The 11213-nt window shown below is 71.5% G+C and carries 11 protein-coding genes and 1 pseudogene; 2 read left to right on the top strand and 10 right to left on the bottom strand.

Annotated features, from left to right (window positions below; all coding sequences use genetic code 11):
* Positions 1–478: 478 nt before the first annotated feature.
* The 4 genes and pseudogenes from CG740_RS40785 to CG740_RS06215 all read right to left on the bottom strand — a co-directional run bounded on the left by CG740_RS40785 (position 479) and on the right by CG740_RS06215 (position 3240).
* Positions 479–871 carry a hypothetical protein gene (locus tag CG740_RS40785; protein ID WP_234376146.1) on the bottom strand — a complete coding sequence of 131 codons (393 nt, stop codon included), beginning with the start codon at positions 869–871 and terminating at the stop codon, positions 479–481.
* Positions 872–1582: 711 nt separating this feature from the next.
* A pseudogene (locus CG740_RS41840) lies at positions 1583–2107 on the bottom strand (chaplin); the annotation flags it as partial.
* A gap of 170 nt (positions 2108–2277) precedes the next feature.
* A complete protein-coding gene (locus CG740_RS06220; protein ID WP_100574269.1) occupies positions 2278–2505 on the bottom strand; it encodes a chaplin in 228 nt (75 codons plus the stop codon).
* A 321-nt stretch (positions 2506–2826) separates the two neighbouring features.
* On the bottom strand, positions 2827–3240 hold the full coding sequence (locus CG740_RS06215) for a rodlin (RefSeq protein WP_100573928.1): 414 nt from the start codon (positions 3238–3240) through the stop codon (positions 2827–2829).
* 344 nt (positions 3241–3584) lie between these two features.
* On the opposite strand from CG740_RS06215, the gene CG740_RS06210 reads away from it, so the two are divergent.
* Positions 3585–3998 carry a rodlin gene (locus CG740_RS06210; protein WP_100573927.1) on the top strand — a complete coding sequence of 138 codons (414 nt, stop codon included), beginning with the start codon at positions 3585–3587 and terminating at the stop codon, positions 3996–3998.
* 172 nt (positions 3999–4170) lie between these two features.
* On the opposite strand, the gene CG740_RS06205 is transcribed toward CG740_RS06210, so the two are convergent.
* Positions 4171–4365, bottom strand: a complete 195-nt coding sequence (locus CG740_RS06205; protein WP_100573926.1) for a hypothetical protein — start codon at positions 4363–4365, stop codon at positions 4171–4173.
* Between the two features lie 158 nt (positions 4366–4523).
* On the opposite strand from CG740_RS06205, the gene CG740_RS06200 reads away from it, so the two are divergent.
* A complete protein-coding gene (locus CG740_RS06200; RefSeq protein WP_100573925.1) occupies positions 4524–4934 on the top strand; it encodes a rodlin in 411 nt (136 codons plus the stop codon).
* Between the two features lie 93 nt (positions 4935–5027).
* Here CG740_RS06200 and CG740_RS06195 read toward each other — a convergent pair whose 3' ends face one another.
* From CG740_RS06195 to CG740_RS06175, 5 genes are all read right to left on the bottom strand, one after another.
* The gene (locus tag CG740_RS06195) at positions 5028–5615 is read right to left on the bottom strand and encodes a TetR/AcrR family transcriptional regulator (protein ID WP_100573924.1); all 588 of its coding nucleotides are present in this window, start codon (positions 5613–5615) and stop codon (positions 5028–5030) included.
* A complete protein-coding gene (locus CG740_RS06190) occupies positions 5603–6346 on the bottom strand; it encodes an enoyl-CoA hydratase family protein (RefSeq protein WP_100573923.1) in 744 nt (247 codons plus the stop codon). The genes CG740_RS06195 and CG740_RS06190 overlap by 13 nt, the downstream gene beginning before the upstream one ends.
* On the bottom strand, positions 6343–8058 hold the full coding sequence (locus CG740_RS06185; protein ID WP_100573922.1) for a 4-coumarate--CoA ligase family protein: 1716 nt from the start codon (positions 8056–8058) through the stop codon (positions 6343–6345). The genes CG740_RS06190 and CG740_RS06185 overlap by 4 nt, the downstream gene beginning before the upstream one ends.
* 68 nt (positions 8059–8126) lie before the next feature.
* Positions 8127–9260 (bottom strand): acyl-CoA dehydrogenase family protein, encoded by a 1134-nt coding sequence (locus CG740_RS06180; protein WP_100573921.1) that lies wholly within the window; start codon positions 9258–9260, stop codon positions 8127–8129.
* On the bottom strand, positions 9257–11194 hold the full coding sequence (locus CG740_RS06175; protein WP_100574268.1) for an acetyl/propionyl/methylcrotonyl-CoA carboxylase subunit alpha: 1938 nt from the start codon (positions 11192–11194) through the stop codon (positions 9257–9259). Before CG740_RS06175 ends, CG740_RS06180 begins: the two co-directional genes overlap by 4 nt.
* Positions 11195–11213 lie beyond the last annotated feature (19 nt).

The raw sequence follows: 11213 nt of genomic DNA, 5'->3' as shown, positions 1-11213 counted from the left end.
CCGGGGGCCAGTGCCAGACTGCACAGGGCACCCGCCGCCAGAACACTCGTGGTGAAGGTGGCCGCTCGATGACGTCGCCGACGCATGTGCGCTCCCTTGGTTCTGAGGACCTCCCCGGATTCCCGGTTGGAAAATATTCTTATTGCGCCGATAGGGAAGATAAGCAGCGAACGCGATAAGCCGCCCGAAAGGGTGTATGCCGGATTCCCGCCCGCCCCAGGGCCCTCTGAGGCCCCCTCAGATCCGGCTCGGGCGGGCGGAACACACCACCGTTCGGGGTGCGGCAGGTACGCCGAAGGGCCCGGCTCCTCCGCAGGAGCCGGGCCCTTCACAACAAGCGGGATACGCCCGCGCCATCTACGATCAATCCCTCAACAGCACTGCCCTACATGGCAGTTGAACTGTCCCCGCCCGGCCCCCACCCCGAGCCCTCGGCCGTCACTTGCCGCGGGTGGGGGTCCTGGCGGACGCCTCGAAGTCAGGCCCGGGCCATCGCCCTACCGCGCCGGTAGAGCACCCCTCCCCCCAACACGAGCCCAGCGGCCCCCGCCCCGGCCGCCATCAGCCCGGCGCCGTCCCCGGCCCCGGTAGCGGCCAGCTCCGGCCCACCCGCCCTGTGCGCGGCAGCAGGCGGCGCGACAACACGAGCCGCGAAGTGCTCGCCGACCGGAGCGGGCTGCACTTGCTGCACGGGGTGCTGGTGGTGGGCGGGGGGTGCGTGGTGGATGGGGGGTGCCTCGTCGACCGGGGGTGCGTGGTGCACGGGCGGGGCCGCGTGGACCGGGGGTGCGTGGTGGACCGGCGGGGCCTCGTGGACCGGCGGCGCGTGGTCCACGGGCGGGGCCTCGTGGACCGGGGGTGCGTGATGCACCGGCGGCGCTTCGTGAACCGGAGGCGCATGGTGCACCGGCGGGGCCGCGTGAACCGGAGGCGCGTGATGCACCGGCGGCGCCTCGTGAACCGGCGGCGCGTGATGCACCGGCGGCGCCTCGTGAACCGGCGGCGCGTGATGCACCGGTGGAGCCGCATGCACCGGGGGTGCGTGGTGGACCGGCGGCGCCTCGTGAACCGGCGGCGCGTGGTGCACCGGCGGGGCCGCGTGAACCGGCGGCGCGTGGTGCACCGGCGGGGCGTGACGGACCGGCGGGGCCGCATGCGCCGGAGGCGCGTGCTTCACCGGCGGCGCGTGATGGACCGGCGGGGCCGCCTGCGCAGGTGGAGCCTGTTCCACCGGCGGGGCGTGATGCACGGGCGGAGCCTGCTTCACCGGCGGCGCGTGATGCACCGGCGGAGCCGCATGAACCGGAGGTACGTGACGGACTGGCGGAGCCGCATGCACCGGGGGCGCGTGATGCACCGGCGGCGCCTCGCGGACCGGGGCCGCATGACGGACCGGCGGCGCCTCGTGGACCGGGGCCGCATGGCGGGGCGGCGGCGCCTGATGCACGGCCGGAGTGTGGTGGGCCGACGGATTGTGGTGGGCCGGCGGAGCCTGGGGGCCCCGCGGAACCTGGTGGGGCCGCGGTGCGTGGTGGGCGCGGGCCGGGGGCTGGGGCGCGGCGGGGCCGGAGTGGCAGCGGCCGCCCATCGCCGGGTTCAGCAGACCCGCGCCGGTCGCCGTGTCCCCGCAGGCCTGGACCGGCGCATCGACCGGCGCCCCCGCGGAGTTCCCCGTCAGCACGCCCGGCGAGCCGCTCGTCACGGAACTCGCCTGACTGGCGGCCCCCTGCCCGTAGCCGCGCCCGTACCCGTACTCGCCTCCTTCTCCGTACCCGGACCCGGACCCGTACTCCGCTCCGTGCGAGCCGCCGTCCGGAGCCGGGCCGCCGTACGAGCCCCCGTACGGACCGCCGTAGCCGCCCCCGTCCTCGCCCGCGCGGTCGGCCACCGCGTCCGCGGCGCGTTCCGCCGGGCTCTCCACGGCCGGCGACACCGTCTCGCAGTGGTTGCCGAAGGACGGGTTGAGCGCTCCCACGGGATCGACGGAGTTCCCGCACGCCTGGACCGGGACTTCCACCGGCGCCGAGATCGAGTTTCCCGACAGCAGGCCCGGCGAGCCCGTGGTCTCGCCCTCCGTGGTGGCGGCCTGGGCGTAACCGCCGCTCATGGAAAGGACACTCGTGGCTGCCACGGCAGTGAACAGGGTCTTGCTGATGACCTGGCGCAATGGGCTGTCTTCCGTGTCGCAGGGAAAAGCTGAGGGAAAACGGAGAAAACCGATTTTGGGGCGTGCGGAGGGCACGCCCCAAAATCGGAGTGGAGAGTCCTGGTGCTACATCACTTGTTGATGCAGGTGTTGCCGAACGCCGGGTTCAGCAGCGCAATCACGTTGACGGTGTTGCCGCACAGGTTGATCGGCACGTGGACGGGGACCTGGAGCAGGTTGCCCGACAGGACACCGGGGCTGCCGACGGCCGCACCCTCGGCGCCGGCGTCCGCGAACGCCGGGGCGGCCGCGCCACCCGCGGCGATGACCAGACCGGTCAGAACCGTCGCAGCCTTCATGTACTTCACGTGGGTTTCCTTCCCTCAGTCAAAAAGTCGCGCAACCAGTCGTTGCTCACGGCGCGTTGCCAGAGCTTTCGCCCAAGGAGCCGCTGACAACGTGGTAACGACTGATCCAGTCAAAGGAAACCGAAGGGGAAGTGCCCTGCCGGGTTACTCACCCAAATGGCAGGAGGTAACGCCTTGCACTGAGGCAACGCCTTGCACGCTTACGCGCTTTCCCCGATTCGGGGATTCGCCGAAACGTGCGGGGCACAAAAAACTCGGGCCACCCCGGCCCCCCGAAAGGGACCGCGGCAGCCCGAGCGGCTACGTACGAGCTCAGCCGTTCGCGGCACCGTTGCCGGACAGGACCGGGATCTGGTCCAGGATGTGCGACAGCGGCTCGTCGCCCTTGGCCTGCGTCGAGTTCTCGGTGCACTGCTGGTTCTGCGGGGCCGAGAGGACCGGCACGTCCTGGAGCACGGTGACCGGCACCAGGCCGACGAGGGACGCGAGGTTGGCCTTGACCGGAACACCGAGGCAGGGCTTGTTCAGCGTGCCCTGGACCAGGGACAGCTGGGGGCTCATGTCGCCGTCGGTCTTCGAGTTGCCGAAGGCCTGCTTCGCGCCGTTGCCGCTGAGCGAGGTCGTGCCGCCGTGGTCGCCGATGGCCATGGCCGGGGCGGCCAGCATGGCGGAGGCGCCGACGAGCGAAACGGTGGCAGCGGACGCGGCCATAACCTTCTTGAGCATGGTCTTCCCTTTTCTTGGTGGAGAGCACGTGCAGTACCGCGCTCTTATTCCACTGCGCCGTACTACTGCCTGGTCAACTTCGCCGCACTGGTTTGGTTCCGGCGCTTCACCCGAACGGTTCCCCAAGAGGCGTCAGGATGCCGAACAATGCCCCGAACGCCATCCCGAACACAACGCCGTAAAGTTGCGGTCGGTTCTCCATATAATCCCAGCCCGGAATCGCCACAGGAACCCGGAAGGTCGCATTTTCGTACGGCCGAAAGAGTGAACGGCAGAAACCAAAACACCATGGGACCGGTTGGGCAGGTGGCTCCGTACGGGGCATCCACCAGAAAGGGACCACCGTGATCAAGAAGGCTATGGCGGCAGCAGCCGTCGGCGTGTCCGTCGTCGGCGCAACCGCGGCGATGGCGCCGCAGGCGATGGCGATCGGAAATGACGGCGGCACCAGTTCTGTCAGCGGCAACGGCGCGATGCAGGCGTACGGGAACTCCTCCACGTACGGCAACATGAGCCCGCAGATCGGTCTGATCCAGGGCTCGTTCAACAAGCCCTGCATCGCCCTGCCGGCCAAGGCGAACCTGGCCTCCCTCGTGGGTCTCGTGCCGGTCACCGTGCTCCAGGACGTGCCGATCCTCTCCGCGCCGCAGACCCAGCAGTGCACCGAGAACTCGACCCAGGCCAAGGGCGACGAGCCGCTCTCGCACATCCTGGACAACATCCCGGTGCTCTCCGGCAACGGCGCCGCGAACCACTGAGACCAGGGTTCCCAGGACAGCCGGACCGCTGTCAATCCCTTCGGTGGTCCGGCACCCTGATTTCCAACGGCCGGATCGCCGGTGAATTCCGGCGATCCGGCCTTTTGCCTTGCTTGGACTTGCTTGGCATTACCTGACTCCGGGCGGCAGGCCGAACAATTCGGCCCTGATTTCACGCCGGCCAGCAGGAACCGTTGACCAGTTCGTTCCATTCCCAGTCGGGACGGCCGGGCACCGTACGCCCTTGTGCGGCCCAGGAACGCACCAGTTCCGCGTAGAGGGGTTCGGCCGCCGCCTCGCTCTCGAATCGTCGACGGGTGATCGGGATGAAAGTCTGCCGGCGCCAGGCACCCTGCGTCTCAGTCATGTTTCCTCACCATCGGTCGTGGTGACTGCCTAATACCACGGCCGAGCGGATTTGAATTCCGCAATGCTCTGTCCGGGGGACAGGGCGCAACTTAAAGAGATTCTTTCCGTTTCTCTTCACAGATCCCCGTCAGTGGAATCAGACCAACAGGAGTAGACATGCAGAAGTTGTGGTCGGCCGCAGCCGTCGCCGCAGCCGTTTCCGGTGTCGCGATGATGGCCGCGCCGCAGGCGATGGCGATCGGGGACGACGCCGGTACGACGTCGCTCAGCGGCAACGGCAGCGAGCAGGCCTTCGGCAACGCGAAGACCGAGGGCGACATGAGCCCCCAGATGACCCTGGTCTCGGGTTCCCTGAACAAGCTCTGCGCCGGCGTCCCGGTCAAGGCCAACCTGGCCTCCCTCGTCGGCCTGGTGCCGGTCACCGTTCTCCAGGACGTGCCGATCCTCTCGGCCCCGCAGAACCAGCAGTGCACCGAGAACTCGACCCAGGCCAAGGGCGACGAGCCGCTGTCGCACATCCTGGACAGCATCCCGGTCCTCTCCGGCAACGGTGTGGGCAACGGCTGAGCACCACCAGCCTGAACGACGGCCGGTCCCGGGTCACCCGGGGCCGGCCGTTCGCCGTGTCGGACCGGCGCCTCGTCGAGCAGCACCGCGGTATCAGGCCAGCGCCTCGTCCAGCAGCACCGCCCACTGGGCCACCACCCGCTCCCGGCGGGCCGCGTCGTCGGTGAGCAGATTCGCGAGGCCGAGGCCCCGGGCCATGTCGAGGAAGCCCTGCACCGTCTCGCGTACGCCCGGCACCGACTCGTCGGCGCCCAGGAGTTCCACGGCGATGCGGTGCGATTCGCGGCCCACCTTCGCCTCCAGGTCGGTCACCCGCGCGTGCAGCTGCGGCTCGTTGGCGGCCGCCACCCACAGGTGCAGCGCGGCCCGGAACAGCGGGCCCGTGTACAGGCCGACGAGCCCGGCCACGACCTCCCGCCGGTCGCTCCGGTCCAACGCCCGCAGCGCGAAGGAGCGTTGCTCGGCGACGTATTCGACCGCCGCCGTGAACAGGTCCTCCCGGGTCGGGAAGTGGTGCTGGGCCGCGCCCCGCGAGACCCCGGCCCGCTCGGCGACCACGGACACCGTCGAGCCCGCCCAGCCGTGCTCGGCCAGACACGACACCGCGGCTTCCAGCAGGCGCTGCCGGGTGGCCCGGCTGCGGTCCTGCTTCGGGGTCTTCGGTGGGGTCACAACACCCATGCGGGGTCCCGTCGTTCGAGGAAGGCCGTCACTCCCTCCCGCGCCTCTGCGGAGGCGAAGAGGGACGCCGAGCGCGCGGTCAGCTCCTTCGACCAGCGGTCGAAGGTCTCCGACACGGTAGCCGCGACCAGAGCCTTCGACGCGGCCAGGCCCTCGGGCGAGGACCGGCGCAGCCCGTCGAGGACCGGTTCGAGGGCCGCGTCCACGTCGTCGGCGGCCAGGGTCACCAGCCCGGTGCGGGCCGCCTCCGCCGCGTCGAACCGCTCACCCGTGAGGTAGTAGCGGCTCGCCGCGCGCGGGTCCATGCGGGGCAGCACCGGCATCGAGATCACCGCCGGGGCGAGGCCGAGCCGCGCCTCGGTGAACGCGTACGAGGAGCCGGGCCCGGCGACCGCGATGTCGCAGGCCGCGAGCAGGCCGAGGCCGCCCGCGCGGACATGTCCCGTCACCCGCGCCACGACCGGTTTGCGCAGCTCCACCACCGTACGCATCAGGGCGACGAAGGCTTCCGGGTCCGGCGGGGCCTTCAGGTCGGCGCCCGCGCAGAAGGTGTTGCCGGTGTGGGTGAGCAGCACGGCCCGTACGCCCGGATCGCCCGCGCAGCGCGCGAGGGCCGTGCCGAGCTCGGCCACCAGGGCCGCCGACAGGGCGTTGCGGTTGGCGGGAGAGTCCAGGGTGAGGGTGGCGATCCCCCGCTCGTGGGCCTCCCTGATGAGTGTCGGCCCCGTCATGCCCGCCCCTCCCGCCGGCCCACGTCCGGTGCGCTCCGTGGCTCCACGTCCGCCTCCACCTGTCCGTTCATGCTCTCCAATCCTGCCCGGTCCTTCTCGCGCTGCCGCAGTTCCCGCCGCAGGATCTTGCCGGACGCGGCCCGGGGCACGGTCGCGACGAACTCCACCCGGCGGATCTTCTTGTACGGGGCGACGCGTTCGGCGACGTACGCCGTCACCTCGTCCGCGTCCAGGTCGGGCGCCCCCGCCTGGCGGACGACGAAGGCCTTGGGCACCTCGTTGCCGTCCGCGTCGTACACGCCGATGACGGCCGCGTCCGCTATGGCGGGGTGGGTGAGCAGGAGCGCCTCCAGGTCGGCGGGGGCCACTTGGAAGCCCTTGTACTTGATGAGTTCCTTGACCCGGTCGACGACGTACAGCCAGCCGTCCTCGTCCACGCGGCCGACATCGCCGGTGTGCACCCAGCCGTCCGCGTCGATCATGCCGGCGGTCTCCCCGGGCCGGCCGAGGTAGCCCTTCATGACCTGGGGGCCGCGGATCGCGACCTCGCCCTCCTCGCCGGGCCCGGCGTCGCGGGCCGGGTCGTCCAGGCGCAGGATGCGCATCTCGGTGGACGGCAGGAGCTTGCCGACCGCGCCGGGCGGGGGGTTGCGGGCGGCCAGCGGGACGGTGTGGGTGCCGGGCGACAGCTCGGTCATGCCGTAGGCCTGGCGCACCGGCGGCAGCCCCAGCCGGGCCGAACAGGCCGCCGCAAGGCGGGAGTCGAGCGGGGCCGCGGCGCTGACGATGTACTCCAGGGACGACAGGTCGTACTGCGCGACCGCCGGATGCTTGGCCAGGGCGAGCACCACGGGCGGGGCGACGTACAGGCCGGTGATGCGGTGCTTCTCGATGGCGCCGAGGAACTGGTCGAGGTCGAAGCGGGGCAGCACCACGACGGTGGCGCCGCAGCGCAGCGGCGCGTTCATGAGCGCGGTCATGCCGTAGATGTGGAAGAACGGCAGGACCGCCAGGATGCGGTCGCCCGGCACCATCGGGACCAGCGGGTGGAGCTGGGCGAGGTTGGTGGCGATGTTGCGGTGGGTCAGCATGACGCCCTTGGGGACGCCGGTGGTGCCCGACGAGTACGGCAGCACGGCGATGTCCTCGGCCGGGTCGAAGGCGACGGCCGGCTCGGCGGCGTCGGTGTTCAGCAGGTCGTGGACGACGGAGCGGTGGCCCTCGGCGCGGTCGCAGACGAATATCTCCCGTATGCCGCCGACGAGTTCGGCTGCGCGGCGGGCGGTCTCCAGGAGCGGGGAGACGGTCACGATCCAGCGCGCCGAACAGTCGCCGAGCTGCTTGGCGAACTCCTCGGGCGTGCTGAGCGGATGGACGGTGGTGACGGCGGCCCCGGCCCGGGTCGCCCCGTAGAACACCACCGGATAGAGGACCGAGTTGGGGCTGTGCAGGGCGAGGACATCGCCCTTGCGTAGCCCGGACGCCACAAGGGCGCCCGCCAACCCGCGGTGCCAGACGTCGAGTTGGCCATAGGTGACGGTGGTCGCGCCGCTCGGGTCCGCCGCGTCGACGAGGGCGGCGGTGTCGGCGTGGGCGGCGGTCGAGCGGGTGAGGACCGCTTCGTGGATGGGCTCGTCGACGACGGCGACATCGGCGTACTCGCTGCGGAAGACGCGGGGCGCGCTGGGCGCGGGAACGGCAGGGGAGTCCATGGAGGGGTCTCCTAGTACGGCTGGGCGGACTTGTCGAGACTCGGGGACGGCACGCACCCCGCAGGTGGCTAGTACGACTTGGGCAGACCCAGGGACTGGTGGGAGACGTAGTTGAGGATCATTTCGCGGCTGACCGGCGCGATCCTGGCCACCCGGGCGGCCGTGATGAGCGAGGCGAGCCCGTACTCGCGGGTCAGGCCGTTGCCGCCGAGGGTGTGGACGGCCTGGTCGACGGCCTTCACACAGGCCTCGGCGGCCGCGTACTTGGCCATGTTGGCGGCCTCTCCGGCCCCGATGTCGTCGCCCGCGTCGTACAGCGCGGCCGCCTTCTGCATCATCAGACGGGCCAGCTCCAGCTCGATGTGCGCCTGGGCGAGCGGGTGGGCGATGGCCTGGTGGCCGCCGATGGGCAGCTTCCACACCTGCCGGGTCGTGGCGTAGTCGACGGCCTTGGCCAGCGCGTAGCGGCCCATGCCGATCGCGAACGCGGCCGTCATGATCCGCTCGGGGTTGAGTCCCGCGAACAGCTGGAGCAGGCCCGCGTCCTCGTCGCCGACGAGGGACTCGGCGGGCAGCCGCACATCGTCGAGGACCAGCTCGAACTGCTTCTCCGCCGCGTGGAGTTCCATGTCGATCCGTGAGCGCTGGAAGCCCGGGGTGTCGCGCGGGACGATGAAGAGACAGGGCTTGAGGCTGCCGGTGCGTGCGTCTTCGGTGCGGCCGACGATGAGGGTCGCGTCCGCTATGTCGACGCCGGAGATGAAGACCTTGCGGCCGTTCAGGATCCAGCCGTCGCCGTCGCGCCGGGCGGTGGTGGTGATGCGGTGCGAGTTGGAGCCGGCGTCGGGCTCGGTGATGCCGAACGCCATGGTGAGCGTGCCGTCGGCGAGGCCCGGCAGCCAGGCCCGCTTCTGCTCCTCGGTGCCGAAGCGGGCGATGACCGTGCCGCAGATGGCGGGCGAGACCACCATCATCAGGAGCGGACAGCCGGCCGAGCCCAACTCTTCGAGCACGATGGACAGTTCGGCCATGCCGCCGCCCCCGCCGCCGTACGCCTCGGGCAGGTTGACGCCGAGGTAGCCGAGCTTGGCGGCCTCCGACCACAGGGCCGCGCGGTCGAAGCCGCGCCCGTGCCGGGCGCCGAGCGCGGCGACGGCCGCCCGCAGGTCCTTGTTCTCCTGGCTTTCGATGACACCGCTCATGCTTCTTCGTCCTCCGATGCGACAACGGCGAGCAGGGCACCGACCTCGACCTGGCGGCCGGGTGCGGCGTGGAGCGCGGTGAGCGTGCCGGAGGCCGGAGCGACGACGCGGTGCTCCATCTTCATGGCCTCCAGCCAGAGCAGCGGCTGTCCCGCGTGGACGCGGCAGCCCTCCTCGACCCCGTCGGCGACCCGCACGACGACCCCCGGCATGGGGGCGAGCAGCGAGCCGGGGGCGACCAGGTCGCTGGGGTCGGTGAAACGCGGGTGGGCTGTGAGGGTGTGGCATCCCGACGCGGTGTCGACGTAGACCGTGTCGCCGTACCTCGATACGGCGAACTCCCGTGTCACGCCGTTGATTTCGAGGCGTACGCGGTCGGGTGCGGCCGCGTCGAGGCGGACCCGCGGATGGGCGTCGGCTTCGAGGCCGCGGCGGGTGAGGCGGTAGCGGACCTCATGGTCGCCGTACCGTTTGACCTGCGGCTGCGACGGCACATTGCGCCAGCCGCCACCGAACCGGCCGCCCCGCGCCGCCGCGTCCGCCAGCGCCGCGGCGAGGGCCGCGTACGGCGCACCGGGCAGCGGGGCGGTGAGCCCGGGAAGGTTGCGGTCGTAGAAGCCGGTGTCCAGGCGGGCCGCGTCGAGACCGGCACCGCCGGGCCGGCCTGCGGGGTCCGCGGAGCCGGGGTGGCCCGCGAGGTCCGCGAAGTCGGAGTGGCGCAGGGAGCGTACGAGCAGGTCGCGGTTGGTGACCGGACCGTGGATGCGGGCACGTTCCAGGGCGCGGGCCAGCTTCCGGGCGGCTTCGGCGCGGGTGGGGGCGTGGACGACCGCCTTGGCGAGCATGGGGTCGTAGTGCACGCCGACGGTGTCCCCGGCCGCATATCCCTGGTCCAACCGGGCTCCGTCGACAGCCAGTTGATGGATGGTGCCGGTCTGGGGCGCCCAGTCGGCGGCCGGATCCTCGGCGTACAGGCGGGCCTCGATGGCGTGGCCGTGCGGGGCGGGCGGGGTGGCCGCGAGGGCGGCGCCCTCGGCGACGCGGAGCTGGAGGGCGACCAGATCGACGCCGAACACGGCCTCCGTGACGGGGTGTTCGACCTGGAGGCGGGTGTTCATCTCCAGGAAGTGGGCCCTGCCGTCCGCGACCAGGAACTCCACGGTCCCGGCCCCCCGGTACTCGGTGGCCTTCGCGGCCCGTACGGCCAGGGCGTACAGCTCGTCGGTCAGTTCCGGGCCGAGCCCGGGCGCCGGAGCCTCCTCGATGACCTTCTGGTGGCGGCGCTGGAGGGAGCAGTCGCGGGTGCCGAGGACCCAGATCGTGCCGTGGGCGTCGGCGAGGATCTGCACCTCGACATGGCGCCCGCCCTCGATGTACGGCTCGACGAACACGTCCCCGTCGCCGAACGCACCGAGCGCCTCGGCCCGGGCGGCCGTCAACTCGCCTTCCAGTTCCGTCAGTTGGCGCACCACGCGCATGCCGCGGCCGCCGCCGCCCGCCGTGGCCTTGATGAGCAGCGGGAGGTCGGCCTCGGTGACGTCGGCGAGGTCCAGGGGCGGCAGACCCATGAGTTCCTTGGCGCGGGTCTTGGACGCCATCGCCTCGATGGCCTCGGGCGGCGGCCCGATCCAGACGAGCCCGGCGCCGATGACCGCCCGCGCGAAGTCGGCGTTCTCGGAGAGGAAGCCGTACCCCGGGTGCACCGCGTCGGCGCCGGCGGCGAGTGCGGCCTTCACGATGAGGTCGCCGCGCAGATAGGTCTCGGCGGGCGCGGCCCCCGGCAGCCGTACGGCCGTGTCCGCCTCCCGTACGTGCAGGGCGCCCGCGTCGGCGTCCGAGAAGACGGCGACGGTCGCCATGCCCAGGTCACGGCAGGTGCGGAAGACGCGGCAGGCTATCTCGCCCCGGTTGGCGACGAGTACTGACTCGATCATGGTCCGCGACGGATCGGTC

It is taken from the genome of Streptomyces sp. CB01201 (genome assembly GCF_002803085.1).
GTDB lineage: Bacteria > Actinomycetota > Actinomycetes > Streptomycetales > Streptomycetaceae > Streptomyces > Streptomyces hundungensis.
The sequence above is the reverse complement of the archived record's forward strand: the minus strand, read 5'-3'. Positions and strand labels throughout refer to the sequence as shown.